Annotated in this window: 11 protein-coding genes and 4 pseudogenes; 10 read left to right on the top strand and 5 right to left on the bottom strand. The window is 62.7% G+C overall.

Annotated features, from left to right (window positions below; all coding sequences use genetic code 11):
* Positions 1-131: 131 nt before the first annotated feature.
* The 6 genes from IVB42_RS12160 (at position 132) to IVB42_RS12135 (ending at position 7424) form a co-directional block, all read left to right on the top strand.
* The gene (locus IVB42_RS12160) at positions 132-953 is read left to right on the top strand and encodes an ABC transporter ATP-binding protein (RefSeq protein WP_247470243.1); all 822 of its coding nucleotides are present in this window, start codon (positions 132-134) and stop codon (positions 951-953) included.
* Positions 950-2881, top strand: coding sequence for a long-chain fatty acid--CoA ligase (locus IVB42_RS12155; protein ID WP_247470241.1), 1932 nt, complete (start codon positions 950-952; stop codon positions 2879-2881). The genes IVB42_RS12160 and IVB42_RS12155 overlap by 4 nt, the downstream gene beginning before the upstream one ends.
* 220 nt (positions 2882-3101) lie before the next feature.
* Positions 3102-3995, top strand: coding sequence for a branched-chain amino acid ABC transporter permease (locus IVB42_RS12150; RefSeq protein WP_027519025.1), 894 nt, complete (start codon positions 3102-3104; stop codon positions 3993-3995).
* Positions 3996-3998: 3 nt separating this feature from the next.
* Positions 3999-5072: a branched-chain amino acid ABC transporter permease gene (locus IVB42_RS12145; protein WP_247455164.1), complete on the top strand. Its 1074-nt coding sequence runs from the start codon at positions 3999-4001 to the stop codon at positions 5070-5072.
* 46 nt (positions 5073-5118) lie between these two features.
* Positions 5119-6402 (top strand): ABC transporter substrate-binding protein, encoded by a 1284-nt coding sequence (locus IVB42_RS12140; protein WP_247470238.1) that lies wholly within the window; start codon positions 5119-5121, stop codon positions 6400-6402.
* A gap of 182 nt (positions 6403-6584) precedes the next feature.
* Positions 6585-7424 carry an ABC transporter ATP-binding protein gene (locus IVB42_RS12135; protein WP_247470237.1) on the top strand — a complete coding sequence of 280 codons (840 nt, stop codon included), beginning with the start codon at positions 6585-6587 and terminating at the stop codon, positions 7422-7424.
* Here IVB42_RS12135 and IVB42_RS12130 read toward each other — a convergent pair.
* Complete coding sequence (locus IVB42_RS12130; protein ID WP_247470236.1) at positions 7421-8575, bottom strand: AGE family epimerase/isomerase; 1155 nt, start codon at positions 8573-8575, stop codon at positions 7421-7423. The two genes, IVB42_RS12135 and IVB42_RS12130, sit on opposite strands and share 4 nt — an antisense overlap.
* An 86-nt stretch (positions 8576-8661) precedes the next feature.
* Here IVB42_RS12130 and IVB42_RS12125 point away from each other — a divergent pair, with 86 nt between their 5' ends.
* Positions 8662-9885 (top strand): AMP-binding protein, encoded by a 1224-nt coding sequence (locus IVB42_RS12125; RefSeq protein WP_247470235.1) that lies wholly within the window; start codon positions 8662-8664, stop codon positions 9883-9885.
* 135 nt (positions 9886-10020) lie between these two features.
* On the opposite strand, the gene IVB42_RS12120 is transcribed toward IVB42_RS12125, so the two are convergent.
* Both IVB42_RS12120 and IVB42_RS12115 read right to left on the bottom strand, forming a co-directional pair.
* Positions 10021-10266: a hypothetical protein gene (locus IVB42_RS12120; RefSeq protein ID WP_247470234.1), complete on the bottom strand. Its 246-nt coding sequence runs from the start codon at positions 10264-10266 to the stop codon at positions 10021-10023.
* Positions 10267-10414: 148 nt separating this feature from the next.
* Positions 10415-10744 carry a hypothetical protein gene (locus IVB42_RS12115; RefSeq protein ID WP_247470233.1) on the bottom strand — a complete coding sequence of 110 codons (330 nt, stop codon included), beginning with the start codon at positions 10742-10744 and terminating at the stop codon, positions 10415-10417.
* A 1256-nt stretch (positions 10745-12000) separates the two neighbouring features.
* Here IVB42_RS12115 and IVB42_RS12110 point away from each other — a divergent pair.
* Positions 12001-12418 (top strand): annotated as a pseudogene (locus IVB42_RS12110) (YqaJ viral recombinase family protein); the annotation flags it as partial.
* 47 nt (positions 12419-12465) lie between these two features.
* On the opposite strand, the pseudogene IVB42_RS12105 reads toward IVB42_RS12110, so the two are convergent.
* Positions 12466-12750 (bottom strand): annotated as a pseudogene (locus IVB42_RS12105) (IS3 family transposase); the annotation flags it as partial.
* 37 nt (positions 12751-12787) lie between these two features.
* Between IVB42_RS12105 and IVB42_RS12100 the strand changes: the two are divergent.
* Positions 12788-14161: an IS30 family transposase gene (locus tag IVB42_RS12100; RefSeq protein WP_247470232.1), complete on the top strand. Its 1374-nt coding sequence runs from the start codon at positions 12788-12790 to the stop codon at positions 14159-14161.
* Between the two features lie 39 nt (positions 14162-14200).
* On the opposite strand, the pseudogene IVB42_RS12095 reads toward IVB42_RS12100, so the two are convergent.
* Positions 14201-15065, bottom strand: a pseudogene (locus IVB42_RS12095) (DDE-type integrase/transposase/recombinase); the annotation flags it as partial.
* A gap of 681 nt (positions 15066-15746) precedes the next feature.
* On the opposite strand from IVB42_RS12095, the pseudogene IVB42_RS12090 reads away from it, so the two are divergent.
* Positions 15747-16506 (top strand): annotated as a pseudogene (locus tag IVB42_RS12090) (capsular biosynthesis protein); the annotation flags it as partial.

The following is a 16506-nucleotide window of genomic DNA, read 5'->3' as shown; positions in this document are numbered from 1 at the left end:
AACGAGAGCGGCGCGGCTGCGGTCGAGACCATCTGCTGCATGGCCTCACCGGCACGGTCGTACTAGGATCGCACGACAGGAACGGACGAAGAGCGCCACTGAAAGCGCCATCACCGGGAGGGATCTGTTTGGTGGCTACCAGTCTTGAAGTGCGCGGCGTGTCCTTGCGATTCGGCGGCGTTCGTGCGCTGACCGATGTCGGCTTCGCCATCAGGGAAGGCGAGCTGTTCTCGATCATCGGCCCCAACGGCGCCGGCAAGACCTCGATCGTGAACTGTATTTCCGGCCGCTACAAGCCGACCGAAGGCCAGTTGTTCTACCAGGGCCGCGACATCACCGGCCTGACGCCCAACGCGCGCGCGTCGCTCGGCATCGGCCGCACCTTCCAGAACCTGGCGCTGTTCCACCACATGAGCGTGCTCGACAACATCATGGTCGGACGCCATCACCTCCTGAAGAACAATTTCCTCACGGGCTCGCTGTACTGGCTCACCGGCGCGCGCAAGGAAGAGCTCGAGCACCGCCGCAAGGTGGAAGAAATCATCGATTTCCTCGATCTCCAGTCGATGCGAAAGGCGCCGGCCGGCACTCTCTCCTACGGCTTGCGCAAGCGCGTCGAGCTCGCCCGCGCCATGGCGCTGGAGCCGCGCCTCATTCTCCTCGACGAGCCGATGGCCGGCATGAACTTCGAGGAGAAGGAGGATATGGCCCGCTATATCGTCGATCTCAACGAAGAGTTCGGCATGACCGTGGTGATGATCGAGCACGACATGGGCGTGGTGATGGACATCTCCCACCGCGTCATGGTGCTGGATTTCGGCCGCAAGATCGCCGAGGGCGATCCGGCCGCCGTGCTCGCTGATCCGCACGTCAGGCGCGCCTATCTCGGCGAAGAGGACGAGGTGCTGGTCGACCCTGACGATGCTCCGCCGGCGCAGGAGAGCGCGGCATGATGGATTACGCAGGCCGCGTCGCGCAGGCCAACACCTATCCCAAAATGCTTCGGCTGAATGCGACGGAGTACGGCAACGAAATCGCGCTCCGAGAAAAAGATCTCGGGCTATGGCGCCCGTTCACCTGGAACGACTACCAGACGCGGGTGCGCGATTTCGCGCTCGGCCTCGTCGAACTGGGCCTTGGGCGCCAAGACGTCATCGGCATCATCGGCGACAACCGGCCGGACTGGGTCGCGGCGGAAATCGCCACTCATGCGGTTGGAGGCTTGAGCCTCGGGCTCTACCGCGACGTGCTCGACGAAGAAGCTTCGTATCTCCTCAATTATGGCGAGGCGCAGCTCGTTTTCGCCGAGGACGAGGAGCAGGTCGACAAGCTGCTTACCCTGGCAGACCGCGTCCCAAAGCTGAAGCACATCATCTATTCCGATCCGCGCGGCATGCGGAAATACGACGATCCGCGTTTGATGTCGGCGGAGACGTTTGCCGAACTCGGCCGGGCGCGGGCTACGCGCGAACCGGAACTTTACGACCGGCTGGTGGACGCCACCAAGGGCGAGGACGTCGCGATCCTCTGCACGACATCAGGCACCACCTCTCATCCAAAGCTTGCGATGCTCGCCGCCGGCCGCGTCCTCGGCCACTGCGCGACCTATCTCGCTTTCGACCCGAAAGGGCCGGACGACGAATACGTGTCGGTGCTGCCGCTGCCTTGGATCATGGAGCAGGTCTATGTACTCGGCAAAGGCCTCTTGTGCCGGATGAAGATCAACTTCGTCGAAGAGCCCGAGACCATGATGAACGATCTGCGCGAGATCGCGCCGACGTTTATCCTGTTTGCACCGCGCGTTTGGGAATCGATCGCCGCCGACGTCCGCGCCAAGGTGATGGACGCAACGCCGTTCAAGCAGCGCCTGTTCGACATCGGCATGAAGAGCGGGCTTGCCGCGCTCGAACAGGGCGAGCGTTCCGGCTTTGCCGACGCCATCCTGTTCCGCGCTTTGCGCGACCGCCTCGGCTTCACCCGCCTGCGTTCAGCCGCAACCGGCGGCGCGGCACTCGGGCCCGAGACCTTCAAGTTCTTCCAGGCCATGGGCGTGCCGCTGCGCACGCTCTACGGCCAGACCGAGCTGCTGGGGGCCTACACGCTGCATCCTGCGGGCAAGGTCGACCCCGACACCACCGGCGTGCCGATGGCCGACAGCGTCGAGATCCGCATCGACAATGCCGACGTCCACGGCGTCGGCGAGATCGTGGTGCGGCATCCCAACATGTTCCTCGGCTACTACAAAAACCCGGAGGCGAGCGTCGCCGACGTCAAGGACGGCTGGATGCTGTCGGGCGACGCCGGCTATTTCAACGCGAATCGCCAGCTCGTGGTGATCGACCGCATCAAGGATCTCGCCGAGACCTCGCGCGGCGAGCGCTTCTCACCGCAATTCATCGAGAACAAGTTGAAGTTCTCGCCCTATATCGCGGAAGCCGTGGTGCTGGGCTCGGGGCGCGACGCGCTCGCCGCAATGATCTGCATCCGCTACTCCATTATCTCCAAATGGGCGGAGAAGAACCGGCTCTCGTTTACGACCTACAGCGACCTGGCCTCGCGGCCCGAGGTTTATGCGCTGCTCAAGAAGGAAGTCGAGACCGTCAACGCGACTCTGCCGCCGGCACAGCGCATCTCCCGTTTCCTGCTGCTCTACAAGGAGCTCGACGCCGACGACGGCGAGCTCACCCGCACGCGGAAAGTGCGCCGCAGCGTCATCAATGAAAAATACGAAGGCATCATCGACGCGATCTACCGCGGCCAGGCCGACATCCCCGTGGACACCGTGATCCGCTTCCAGGACGGCAGCACGCAAAGGGTACGTACAACGCTGAGGGTCGTGGACCTGGGCGGACCCGGGCATATGGCGGAGGCCGCGGAGTGAGCCTACTTCGAACCGAGAGCGCGATGCGGGTCGATGCGCCCTCTCCCCTTGCGGGAGAGGGCATCTCCGCTATTAGCCAAGACCCCACTCGGGTGAGGGGTCCTCTCTCCGCGCCCTTACTGCTGAGACAACCCCTCACCCGTCTTCGCTTCGCGAAGCCACCCTCTCCCACAAGGGGAGAGCGGAAGAGCGCGCCGGATTTGTCAGCGAGCACCACTTCATGAATACCGCCTTCCTCATCCAGCTCCTGGTCAACGGCCTCGTGGTCGGCACGCTCTATGGCGTGGTCGCGATGTCCTTTGTGCTGATTTATAAGGCTAGCCAAGTCGTCAATTTCGCGCAGGGCGAGCTCTTGCTTGTCGGCGCCTGGGTGTGCTGGACCTTGCTCGCGAAATACCAGGTGCCGTTCTGGATCGGCATGCCGATGACGCTGGTGTTCATGTTCGTGTTCGGCATCGCGGTGCAGGTCCTGATCCTGCGACCGATGATCGGCGAACCCATCATCTCGGTCATCATGGTGACGATCGGCCTCTCCACCGTGCTGCAGGCGACGCTGAAATGGATGTTCGGCGTCAATCCGCAGCCGTTCCCGCGCGTGTTCGAGAGCCAGTCCGTCAGCCTGCTCGGGCTCCAGATCCAAACCGTCTATGTCATGAGCCTCGTCGTCTCGATCGCGATGATGATCGGCATGGCCTGGTTCTTCCGCGCCTCAAAGTACGGCCTTGCGATGCGCGCCACCGCGTTCAATCAGCAGGTCGCGCAATCGCTCGGCATTTCCGTCAAAAGCGTGTTCGCGATGGCCTGGGCGATCTCGGCGACCGTGTCGGCCGTTGCGGGCGTCGTCGTCGCGGTCGTGAACGGCGTATCGTCGGGCCTTGCCGCCTACGGCATAAAAGTGTTTCCGGCGGCGATCCTCGGCGGGCTCGATTCCGTCGGCGGCGCCGTGCTCGGCGGCATCATCATCGGGCTCCTCGAGAACATCGCGCAATATGTCGACAGCGAATACCTGCACTGGGGCAATCTCTACGAGATCGCGCCGTTCTACGTCCTCATCATCGTGCTGATGATCAAGCCGTACGGCCTGTTCGGCACCCACGACATCGAACGGATCTGATCCATGGCCGGCCCCGCCCTCATCCCTGCTGGTGATTTCCGCACCTCTTACGCGGCCGACACCACGATCTTCCCGACTACGACCAGCCGCAACTTTGCGATCATCGGCGTGGTGCTGCTCTGTCTCGTGCCGCAATTCCTCGGTGGGTACTGGCTCAGCATCCTGATCCAGATCGGCATCTTCTCGATCGCCGCGCTTGGTCTTAACATCCTGGTCGGCTTCACCGGCCAAATTTCGATCGGTCACGCCGCCTTCTTCCTGCTCGGCGCCTTCACCTCGGCCTACATCTCCAACAGCGCATCGATCCCGGTGTTCTTCGCGATTCCCCTCGCGGGCGTCGTCACTGCGCTGGTCGGGCTGATCTTCGGCATCCCGGCGGCGCGGCTGAAGGGGCTTTACCTTGTGATCGCGACACTCGCGGCACAATACATCCTGCTCGACTTCTTCTCGCGCGCCGAGTGGTTCACCGGCGGCTCGGTGCCGGCCAGCGCCAATCCGTTCTCGATCTTCGGCTACACGCTGCGCGGCGACAGGCAATATTTCTATGTCGTGCTCGCCTACGTGGTTGCAAGCTACGTCCTCGTCACCAATTTGATGCGCACGCGCGACGGCCGCGCGCTGGTGGCGATCCGCGACCATTATCTCTCCGCGGAGATCATGGGCATCAACCTCACCAAGTACCGCACGCTGTCATTTGGCCTCGCCGCGTTCTTCGCCGGCATCGCCGGCGCTCTCTATGCGCACTACCAGCTCGTGGTGTCGCAAGAGGGTTTCGGCATCGAACGCTCGATCCTGTTCCTCGCCATGATCATCATCGGCGGCACCGGTTCGATCATGGGCACGCTGATGGGCACCGCGTTCGTTGTGCTGCTGCCCGAGACGATGGAGTTCCTCAGCGTGACGCTGAAGGGCGGCGCGATCGACAAGGCGCTGTCGCTCAACAACAACATCACCTTCCTGCGCGAGATCGCGATCGGAGTGATCATCATCGCGTTCCTGATGTTCGAGCCCGACGGGCTCGCCCACCGCTGGCGGCAGATCAAGGCGTACTGGAAACTCTACCCGTTCTCACATTGAGTGCGGGCAACTCTCTAACCAACAAATAAACAGGAGGAGGCAACCAATGAAGACAAAATCCCTTTTGAGCACCGCGTCACTTGCGCTGGCGATCGCCGCATTCTCGGCAGGCGCGCAGGCCCAGATCGCGATCGGGCATCTCGCAGACTATTCCGGCGGCACGTCCGACGTCGGCACGCCCTACGGGCAGGCCGTCGCCGACACCTTCGCCTGGGTCAACAAGAACGGCGGCGTCGGCGGCAAGCAGCTCAACGTCGATACCAACGATTATGGCTACCAGGTGCCGCGCGCGATCGCGCTCTACAAGAAGTGGTCGGCGCCGGACTCCAAAGTCGCGGCGATCATGGGCTGGGGCACGGCAGACACCGAGGCGCTGACCGGCTTCCTCGCACAGGACAAGATCCCCGATCTCTCCGGCTCCTACGCCGCCGCCCTCACTGATCCCGAAGGCATCAGCGGCAAGGCCAAGCCCGCGCCCTATAATTTCTTCTATGGTCCGAGCTATTCGGACTCGCTGCGCGCGATGCTGATGTGGGCAGCCGAAGACTGGAAGGCCAAGGGCAAGTCCGGCAAGCCGAAATTCGTCCACATGGGCGCCAACCACCCCTATCCGAACGCGCCGAAGGCCGCCGGCGAAGCCATGGCGCAGGAGCTCGGCTTCGAGGTGCTGCCGCCGCTGGTGTTCGCGCTCGCGCCGGGTGACTACAGCGCGCAGTGCCTGAGCCTGAAATCCTCGGGCGCCAACTACGCCTATCTCGGCAACACCGCCGCCTCCAACATCTCGGTGATGAAGGCCTGCAAGACCGCCGGCGTCGACATCCAGTTCATGGGCAATGTCTGGGGCATGGACGAGAACGCCGCCAAGACCGCCGGCGATGCCGCCGACGGCGTGATCTTCCCGCTGCGCACCGCTGTGAGCTGGGGCGGCGATGCGCCCGGCATGAAGACCGTGATGGAGATCTCGAAGATGTCCGACCCGACCGGCAAGGTCTATCGGCCCGTGCACTACATCGCGGCGGTGTGCTCGGCGCTCTACATGAAGGAGGCGATCGATTGGGCCGCCAAGAACGGCGGCGCCACCGGCGAGAACGTCGCCAAGGGCTTCTACCAGAAGAAGGACTGGGTGCCGGCAGGTATGGAAGGCGTCTGCAATGCCTCGACCTGGACCGACAAGGACCACCGCGGCACGCTGAAGGTCGATCTCTACCGCACCAAGATTGCGGGCGCGACCGACGGCGACCTCAACGACCTCATGGCCAAGGGTGCGATCAAACTCGAGAAGGTCAAGACCGTCGAGCTTCCGCGCAAGCCGGAATTGCTGGGCTGGTGAGCCTCGCTTTCGCCCGACGCACAACTGTCACCCCCGCCTTGTGCGCAGCGCGCACTGGAGCGGGGGATCCAGTACGCCGCGGCTTCCCGGTGAATCTCCGGCGTCTCTGGAATACTGGGTCACCCCGCCCCAGTGCGCAATTGCGCACAAGGCGGGTGACGACATCGAGAGAGTAACTGACCATGAGTGAATCGGCTCACATCGAGCGCCCCTCCCCCGGCATCGTACCCGCACCGCCTCTCCTCGGCGTGCGCAACATCGAGGTCGTCTATGACGACGTCATCCTGGTGCTGCGCGGCCTCAGCCTCGACGTGCCCAAGGGCGCGATCGTGGCGCTGCTCGGCGCCAACGGCGCCGGCAAGTCGACGACGCTGAAGGCGATCTCCGGGCTGCTCAAGACCGAAGACGGCGAAGTCACGCGCGGCGAGATCCTGTTCGAGGGCGAGCGCATCAACGGCATCGATCCCGACAAGATTGTCCGCCGCGGCATCTTCCAGGTGATGGAGGGCCGGCGCATCGTCGCCGACATGACCTCACTGGAAAACCTCAAGCTCGGCGCATTCACTCGCAGGGACCGCGAGGTCGGCGCCGATCTCGACATGGTCTTCAGCTATTTCCCGCGCCTGAAGGAGCGCACCGGACTGGCTGGTTATCTTTCCGGCGGCGAGCAGCAGATGCTCGCGATCGGCCGCGCGCTGATGGCACGCCCGAAGATGATCCTGATGGACGAACCCTCGATGGGTCTGTCGCCGCTGCTGGTGAAAGAGGTGTTCTCGATCATCCACAAGATCAATCGTGACCTCGGCGTCACCATTCTCCTGGTCGAGCAGAACGCCCGCGCTGCGCTGTCGGTGGCAAGCCACGGCTACATCATGGAGCAGGGCAAGGTCGTGCTCGACGGCACCGCGGACGAATTGCGCGACAACGAGGACGTCAAGGAATTCTATCTCGGCGGCGCCGGCGACCAGCGCAAGAGCTTCAAGAACCTCAAGAGCTTCAAGCGGCGCAAGCGCTGGCTCTAACCTTCCAATACCTGTTCCGCTTCCGTGACTGCGCAGAGAACATGATAGAAGGACGACGCAGGAATGGTGTCGATCAGCGATTTGCCGTCGCGCTCGAACTGGTCATACCAGCCGCCCCGCACGGGATGGCTGAGATAATGGCGTTCGAGCCGCGCCAGCGCCATGCGCGCCTCCTCCGCCGCGCCCGCCTCTCCGGATTCAGCCTGCGCGATCCACGCCTTCGCAATCTCGGTCTGTGGCCACAGCCGGCGCGTAGTGCGGCGAATGTTGCCAGCGTCGTCACCCTCGTCGATCAGGCAGCCGGTGGCCTCGTCGCGATAGCGCAGCGCGGTTTCCAGCAGCTCGGCGCGCCGCTGTCCGGTCGGGCAGCCCGTGATGCGTTCGAACCCCTTCAGCAACCAGACCCATTCCGCCTGGTGGCCGGGCTCGACGCTGACTGGCGCGATCTTCGACCAGTCCTCTTCGAAATATTCGCCGAGCGCGCGTGTCCGCTTGTCGTAGAGATTGGCGAGGAACAGCGCGAAGAACTCGCCGGCACGGTTCTGGAACGACAAATCGTGGGTCGCGTCGAAGCACGCGATCATCGCCTCGAACAGATGCATGTGCGGGTTCTGCCGGCGCGGCAGCGAGACCGGAAGGCCTTCGTGGAGGCCGCCATGCGGCGAGCGCAGATGGCCATCGAGGAAGGCGAGCAGCGCGTCGATCTCGGCGCGAATTTGCGCGTCCTGGTCGAGCGCATAGACGGCCGCGAGCGCAAACAGGATGAAGGCGTGGTCGTAGGCGTCGCGCCGGCCGTCCAGCACCGCGCCCTCCGGCGTCAGCCGGTGCACGTAGCCGGGCCGGCCGTCGGGCGTCTTTGCTTTGGCGAGCAGATGCTCGAGCCCCTTCAGTGCGATGGCGCGCCCCTCAGGGTACCAGCCCATCTGCGCCGCCTTGGCGTAGCACCAGATCTGGCGGGCCTGCACGAACACCCGGCGCGGCGCGGCGCCGTCCGCCGTGCCGTCGCGGTGCAGCCGATCGATGAAACCACCCGCGCCATGGTCCCAGCCGACCGTCGACCACAGCGGCAGCGCCTCGTCGATCATGCGGCGCTTCAGGCGCGCGACGACGTCCGCCGCCTCCTCCGCCACACTGATTCCCTCGTCCGCCATCGCGTCCTCTTCAAACCTCGCCAATGGCCGTCTGATACCCATGCCGGCGGCGGCGCGCAACGGATGCCAACCCGGAAAGATGAGCCATGACCGCCCATTACGACGCCCTCGAGACGCGCGAACAAGCCGCGCGCGAGGCCGATCTGTTCTGCCGCCTGCCAGGCGTGCTGCGCTGCGCGATGGCCGCGCCCGCCTATGCCGACCGGCTGAAAGGCGTCGATCCGGCCGCCGTGACCTCCAGGGCGGCCCTGGCGCGCCTGCCGGTGCTGCGCAAGTCGGAACTGCCGGCCCTGCACAAGGCCTCCACGCCTTTCGGGGGGTTCGTCGCGGCGGCGCCCGGTTCGTTCGCCCGCCTCTTCACCTCCCCGGGACCGATTTTCGAGCCGGAGGGGCGACAGGCCGATCCGTGGCGCGGCGCACGGGCGCTGTTCGCGGCCGGGTTCCGGCCCGATGATATCGTGCTCAACACCTTCAGCTACCATCTCACCCCCGGCGGCTTCATCTTCGATGCGTCGGCGCGCGCGCTCGGTTGCGCCGTGATCCCCGCAGGTCCCGGGAATGCCGAGCAGCAATTCGAGCTGATCGAGGCCTACCGCCCCCTCGGCTACAGCGGCACGCCGGACTTCCTAAAGATCTTGCTCGATGCTGCCGCAAGCTCGGGTCGCGACGTCTCCTCGATCAAGCGCGCGCTGGTCTCGGGCGCGGCCTTCCCACCCTCGCTCCAGGCCGAGATCAAGGCGCGCGGCATCGACGCCTACCAGGCCTTCGGCACGGCCGATCTCGGCCTCATTGCCTTCGAGACCGTGGCGCGCGAGGGCATGGTCGTGAACGAGGATCTGATCATGGAGATCGTCAAGCCCGGTACCGGCGATCCCGTGGCACCCGGCGACGTCGGCGAGATCGTCGTGACCTCGCTCGACCCGCACCATCCCTGGATCCGGCTCGCTCTCGGCGACCTCACCCAGGCACTGCCGGGGACCAGCCCCTGCGGGCGCACCAACATGCGCATCAAGGGCTGGATGGGCCGCGCCGACCAGACCACCAAGGTTAAGGGCATGTTCGTCCGCCCCGAGCAGGTCGCCGAGATCGGCAAGCGCCATTCCGCGCTCGGAAGATTACGCCTCGTCGTCACGCGCCAGGGCGAGGCCGATGCAATGACGCTGAAAGCAGAGACGGCGACCGCGAATGATGCCTTGCGCGAGGAGATTGCAGGCACCTTGCGGGCAGTGACGAAACTCGGAGGTGAGGTTGAACTGGTGAGGCCCGGCGCGCTGCCGAACGACGGCAAAGTGATCGCGGACGAGCGGTAGAGCTGATCGTCTCTTCATAAGTGCAGCAAACATCTGGATCTTCGCCGCAGGCATACCGTAGGGTCGTTAGTTAATCAGCTGACGTCCGATTGGGCCCCAAGAGCTGACGGCAAGCTTCCAATCGCTCAACTCATGTCAACTAGTCGCCTCACTGCGGGACCTGCGGTTGTCATCAATGACAGCGGTCACGCCATCGATGAAAGCTTGACACTCAGCGTGGGTCTTGAACGTGCCCTTGTATTTCCCGAATAGGAAGACGGTCCGGCCCTGACCCTTTCCGAAAAAGTATTGACCGACGTGTCCGCCGCTTTCGTCTTTGAGTTCAGTACTGCCAAGGCGTTGCACTGACTTGAGGTCTGTTTCGGGTAGCTTGATCTCCACATCTGTCTCCGCGATTCAGGCGGCTCCGAAATCCTGTCATGAACTGCGCGCACTCCACACTTAGCGCCAGGATGGCTGGTCCTCTCTTAGGAGGCTCGCGGTCTAAGGACCTGGTAAGGCCACAGCGTCAACTCGCGGGTCTACCAGATCAGCGCTTCATCGCGTTGCCGGCCAATTCCATCGCTAGATCCAGAGCTGCGACTCCAATTTGATCTGAAGAATTAGATTTGCAGCGCCGGTCCATCCAAGCAACAATCGCGGAGAAATCGCCGCCGCCGACAATGTCCCTTTCGGCACTCACGTTTAGCCCGCTGACGAAGCCCACGACCCAGGATTCAAAAGCTGCCTTTACGACCAAGTTCTTCTTTCTATTCAGCCAGGCGGTACAAGATTGCGAGCCAGCGCCCACGATCGTTGATCCGGCGTTCAGCGACGTCGGCAAGAGTAGCATCATCACGATGGCAAGCGCTCGTTTCATCTCTTCCTCGACCGAAAACGGCTACTTCCAAGGAGGCTTTATCTGTCAGTTGCTTATGCCAGCTTATCCGTCCCGTCGAGAGCTTACGTCTCCGCACTTTGCAGGCCGAGAACTGACCGCAAGGTCTGGAGAACATCGATCGAGTGGTCGTCAGTTGCACGACCTTTAGCTTTCCGGGCGGCTCGTGCGAGGCACCAGTCATGCGTCTCAACCGGCCAATTGCTCTCCGGCTGGTCACCTGCAGCTCATAGCGACACCCCGCTTCCCCAGCCACGCCAGCGCCGCGGAGCAAACGGCTGAAAGCAACGCGGTCCAAACCAAGGACCGTCCACGGGCGGCGCTGATCGAACGGAGATACAAGAAAGCTCCGAGAAGCTTCCCGTAGTTCCTTCGGAATTCTCCGTTAAGCTTGGGTATTTGCGGCAGATCGGACAAAGCCTTGCATTCTTGGGCCATTTGGCTGGACTCCATTTGCGATTGGACCAGCACCCCATAAACCACTGTTTTGCCCGACGGCGCAAGCTCAGATTCGGTTTTTTCGATGCGCCTGCGTATGGCGAGGGACGCTTCTACGGCCAATCGTCTATTCAGGCTCGAATCCGGCCAGTGAGGAACGTCATCGGCGCGGCGGGATCGACGCAAGTTCTGCCGCACCACAAACAGCCGATGGTGATCGCGACAGCCAGCAATGGGAAAATGTTGTTCATGCAGCCTCCAAGACTTTGAAATACTAGCAGCCCGTCCAATCGGCGCGACGCTCCCCGGCCTGAGACCCTACACTGCCAGTGGTCCTACCCAGCTTGTGGTTCTGATGCGGGACGCTTCAAATCTGACAGGCCCAAGTTGGAGAGGGTGCCCCGTCGATCTTCCGACAATCAGGGCTTCATTTCAACATGTCATGCCACCGGACGACATCGTTCGCTGGGAGCGCGCCTTTTGCATCCAGGTCTTTGCTGTTCATGCGTGAATTGGCTTCATTTCGTCGTTTTAGGGTCAGCCTCGTCCCGTCCTTGCCCTAAGCGCGTGAAAACAAGAGCCATTCCTGCCGCTAAAACGAGCAAGATCGTTAAAGGACTGGCCTTCATCCGCGATTGGAGCGTTACTGATTCGACCGGGTGCCACCTTCGATCGTAGCGCCGGTATCTCGCCTCGCGGACGCGGGGCCTCAGGCAGTGCGGCAAGTGAAGCCGCCTGTTTTTGCGTAGGAGATACCGGTGACAACAGTTCAAACAAACGGCGCCGATGCGCCCAATCACATCATCAGGTTCAACCTCAATGACCGCCGCCTTAACGGAGGGCCTCAATCGCAACTGGTACCAGGGCGCAACAGGATAAACCATCTCGGACATCCAGAACCGCGCTCGGCATCCCGTGCACAATTGGATGGCGGCAACACTCGATGGCATGCTCGAGCAGACCAGAGCGGTCTTCGAGGCCAATTTCATGCTGCCATTGGCATCCAGCGAAGAAGCCGCCGCCGAAAGGCATATGGCACAGCTGCAGCATAACATGTGGGTGACCGCGTCCCGCAACTCGGTACTCTCGATCATCACCGGCGGTGGCAAATGGGTTGAGATCAAAATCCACGGCGATCCGCTCTATCAGCATCTGCTCCTCACCGCCGAGAAGAAGTTCTGGCGCGGCGTCCAGAGCGGCGAGCTGCCTCTACTCTTCAACATCGGAACGCCAAGTGAGCTGCTGCCGGTTCAGTGGACGGCTGGTTAAGCTAATCCCACCTTCCGCTCGAACTCAACGGGGCTGAGATACCCGATCGTCGAATGACGTCTGATGGCGTTATAGTAGCGCTCGATGTAGTCGAACACATCTGCCTCGGCCTCGTTCCTGGTGCGATAGGTTTTGCGCGCTGTGGGCTCGGTCTTCAGTGACGAGAAGAAGCTCTCCATGGCAGCATTGTCCCACACATTGCCCGATCGGCTCATGCTGCAGACAATGCCACTGTCGGCCATCAATCGCTGGAACTGCTCGCTGCTGTATTGGGCGGATTCAAACGGTCGTCGCAACACTCGGAGGTAGGAGGTTGCGATGAACGTTGTAAGGCGCCGATCGGCGCGGTCAGGACGAGCCCCATTGCCGTCGCCAGGACGGCCGTCTGTTGCAGGGCGCAATGAGCAGAACAAATTTTGGCGGGCTATTGCCGGTGGGTTAAGCAGCGAAGCTGCTGCACTCGAAGCCGGATTGTCACAACCTGTCGGAGGCAGATTATTCCGAAAGGCGGGCGGCATGCCACCAGCGATGTTCAGAACTTCGGCAAAGGCGCTCTCCGGGCGGTACCTCTCGTTGATTGAGCGCGAGGAGATCGCACTTCTCAAGGTGCAGGGCCATTCCATACAGGAGATCGGACGTCGCCTCGGGCGGGCTGCTTCGACAATCTCCCGTGAACTGCGGCACAATGCGGCCACCCGCGGCGGCGGGTTGGAGTATCGGGCAACAACTGCCCAATGGCATGCGGATCGATCTGCTCGCCGGCCCAAGCCGACCAAGCTTGCGCTCAATGCGACCTTGCGCACTTATGTGGAGGAGAAACTTGCTGGCGGCGTCGTAGCCCCGACCGGCGCTCCCGTTCCTGGTCCCTCCGTTCCGTGGAAGGGCCGCCGGCATGGCCCGCGCAAGGATCGGCGATGGGCCAAAGCCTGGAGCCCTGAGCAGATTGCCCGACGCTTGCCGATCGACTTCCCGGACGACAAGACGATGCGCATCAGCCACGAAGCTATCTATCAAGCTCTCTTCGTTCAGGGCCGCGGGGTGCTGCGCCGCGAGCTGACGGCCTGCTTGCGAACAGGGCGTGTATTACGGATGCCCAGAGCGCGCGTACGCAGGCGAGGCAAGGGCTTTGTCTCCCCGGAGATCATGATCAGTGAGCGTCCTGCTGAAGCTGCCGATCGAGCAGTGCCGGGGCATTGGGAGGGAGACCTCATCCTCGGTCTTGGCAGCTCGGCAATCGGCACGCTGGTCGAGCGCACGACGCGCTTCACGATGCTATTGCACCTTCCCCGGTTGGCGTGGCATGGCGAAGCTCCGCGCGTGAAGAACGGACCTGCGCTCGCGGGACACGGGGCTGAAGCCGTGCGCGACGCGATCACGCGCACCGTCATCACCTTACCTGAAGAGCTCCGTCGCTCGCTAACCTGGGATCAGGGGGCCGAAATGGCTCAGCACGATCGTCTCAAGATCGATGCGGGTATCCAGGTCTACTTCTGCGACCCGCAAAGCCCTTGGCAGCGTGGCACCAACGAGAACACCAACGGTTTGTTGCGGCAGTACTTCCCGAAAGGCACAGACCTGAGCATCCACAGCGCCGAGGAGATATCCGCCGTGGCAGCGGCTCTCAATGCCCGACCGAGAAAGACACTAGGCTGGAAAACGCCGGCGGAGGCGCTTGACGAATTGCTGTTATGAGTGAAAAAACTGGTGTTGCGACGACCGTTTGAATCCGCCTTGGCTACCCCGATCGGAGTGATGCAACAGCTCCCTCGGGTTGCCGCGTCTCCAGACGGCCATCAGCAGGGCATCCGCGACCAGTTGCGCCGTCATCGTGGCGCTCATCGACCAGCCGACCACGCGGCGTGAGAACAGGTCGATCACGGCCGACACGTACAGCCAGCCCTCGGCGGTCCAGATGTAGGTGAAGTCGGCGATCCACTTCTGGTTCGGCCGCTCGGCCTCGAACTCCGATCCAGGATGTTTGACGGCACGCTCGGCATCTGCCGATCGCCTTCGTCCTTCGGTAGACGCCGCCGGCGCGGTCGTGCCCGCAAAGCCTGCATGCGGCGCGGCAATCAGGATGGAAGTGCAGCGTCAATCAGGATGAGAGAGCTTCGCCGGGCTCGTGACGCAGGGAGGGCGTAGCCCGACCGGAGTTACGAGCCCGGCGACGGCGCGATCCGAGCGGACCGCGCCGTCTGGTGATCGCGGCTGGCCGGTGATGGATGGTTCTTCTCGCCAAAGAGGAATCACCCGTTGCCAGGCTGCCATGCCACCGGCCAGATGCTCCGGTGCTTCGCGATGAAGACGAACTTCATGTCGCTTCCCTCGCGAAGTAGGCTGCGGCCTAGGATGTCTCGCTCGGCCTTGAGTTTGTTGACCTCGCGGCGGAGCCGCTCGATCTCCTGCTGTTCGGGCTTCATTTGCCCATGGCCGGAAAGGCCTGCACCGGATCGGAGCCGAACTCCTTCACCCATTTGCGAAGCACGTTCTCGTGCACGTCCAGGTCACGGGCAGCCTGTGCGACCGATACCCCGCGCTCCCTGATCAGCTTGACCGCCTCAAGCTTGAACTCCCGACTGAACCTTCGTCTCTGCATGGCACCCTCCGGCTTCATGAAACACCCAATCTCGGTGTCCATCAAACCGGCAGCAGCTCATACATTAATGTCCGCTCTTGCGATCGCAAAGGACTTTGGCAGCCCCCCACCCGCGGGCGAGTCGGGCACGGTCGATCATGACAAAACGCGGCCCTGAGTCCATAAACCGGCAATTAGGATGAGAGATACAGCGCGATAGCGATGAAGAACACGAGGCCGATCACGATAGTAGGTAGGCAGCGAAGGCCGTCAAAGGGTACCCGTTGACCGAGGCCTCTCTCCGCTTCCGAGGCGAAACTTGTGAGCATGTGCAAGCTGCTGCGCCTCCTCTGCGGCCGCCCGTCGACAATCTTCGGCGACCTTGAGTAGCCCACGAGTGCATATTCTTCAAGGCGACGGAACTCTCGAAGATCCTTGTTCATGCCACGCCGCCGCAAAGCCAGACTGGGCATCTCTAGTAATATTATACCATACCGGCCGGGCGAGGTGAGAAACTGCAACTGGCCGAATGATAGTTCCTGTCTCGGCGACGCTGCAATTCCGTCAGGCCTGAAGCACCCCTCTGTTCGCCATGGGACACGCAGATCGGCGGCATCGTCTCCGCCCTTGCTGGCAAGTTCTATCGACATGGGCTATCAGCGCGGTCAGGTTGCACCTCAACGGATTTTCATCGGCCAGCGGATGACGCGTCTTTCGCATCTCACCTTGCGCAATCTCATGATCGCGCTCCACGATCTGCTGGCGACCACGGCGGCGCTGTTTGCCGCTTTCTATCTGCGCTTCGAGGGCGGCAACGGTTTCTTCGACCGCCTGCCGCTGCTGATCGAGATCCTGCCCTATTTCCTCGCCTTCAGCGTGGTCGTGTTCTTCGTCTTCAACCTGACCACGACGAAATGGCGCTTCATCTCGCTGCCCGACGCGCTGAACATCATCCGCGTCGCGACCGTGCTGACGGTTGCGCTCCTGGTGCTCGACTACATCTTCGTCGCCCCCAACGTCCGCGGCGCCTTCTTCCTCGGCAAGGTGACCATTGTCCTCTACTGGTTCCTCGAGATCTCCTTTCTCAGCGCGTTGCGCATGACCTACCGCTATTTCCGCTATACCCGGGTGCGGCGTCGCGCCCGCATCGGGGATGCCGCGCCGACGCTGCTGATCGGCCGCGCCGCGGATGCCGAGGTGCTGTTGCGCGGAATCGAGAGCGGGGCGATCAAGCACATCTGGCCGGTCGGGGTGCTCTCACCGTCGAGTGCCGATCGCGGCCAGTCCATCCGCAACGTCCCGGTTCTGGGCGGCGTCGAGGACATTGAGGATGTCATCGCCGACTTCACCAAGCGCGGCAAGGCGATCGCGCGCGTCGTGATGACGCCGACGGCATTCGAGCCGGAGGCCCATCCCGAATCGATCCTGATGCGGGCGCGCAAGCTCGGCGTGATCGTGAGCC

Source organism: Bradyrhizobium sp. 45, assembly GCF_023073155.1.
Classification (GTDB): Bacteria; Pseudomonadota; Alphaproteobacteria; order Rhizobiales; family Xanthobacteraceae; genus Bradyrhizobium; species Bradyrhizobium canariense_D.
Note: the sequence above shows the minus strand (reverse complement) of the source record. Positions and strands in the feature narration are given on the sequence as shown.

Coding starts and splice junctions, on each gene's coding strand:
- IVB42_RS12125 (WP_247470235.1), top strand. CDS start 8,662: ATGACCGCCCATTACGACGCCCTCGAGACGCGCGAACAAGCCGCGCGC.
- IVB42_RS12145 (WP_247455164.1), top strand. CDS start 3,999: ATGGCCGGCCCCGCCCTCATCCCTGCTGGTGATTTCCGCACCTCTTAC.
- IVB42_RS12130 (WP_247470236.1), bottom strand. CDS start 8,575: ATGGCGGACGAGGGAATCAGTGTGGCGGAGGAGGCGGCGGACGTCGTC.
- IVB42_RS12150 (WP_027519025.1), top strand. CDS start 3,102: ATGAATACCGCCTTCCTCATCCAGCTCCTGGTCAACGGCCTCGTGGTC.
- IVB42_RS12155 (WP_247470241.1), top strand. CDS start 950: ATGATGGATTACGCAGGCCGCGTCGCGCAGGCCAACACCTATCCCAAA.
- IVB42_RS12140 (WP_247470238.1), top strand. CDS start 5,119: ATGAAGACAAAATCCCTTTTGAGCACCGCGTCACTTGCGCTGGCGATC.
- IVB42_RS12135 (WP_247470237.1), top strand. CDS start 6,585: ATGAGTGAATCGGCTCACATCGAGCGCCCCTCCCCCGGCATCGTACCC.
- IVB42_RS12100 (WP_247470232.1), top strand. CDS start 12,788: ATGAACGTTGTAAGGCGCCGATCGGCGCGGTCAGGACGAGCCCCATTG.
- IVB42_RS12115 (WP_247470233.1), bottom strand. CDS start 10,744: ATGAAACGAGCGCTTGCCATCGTGATGATGCTACTCTTGCCGACGTCG.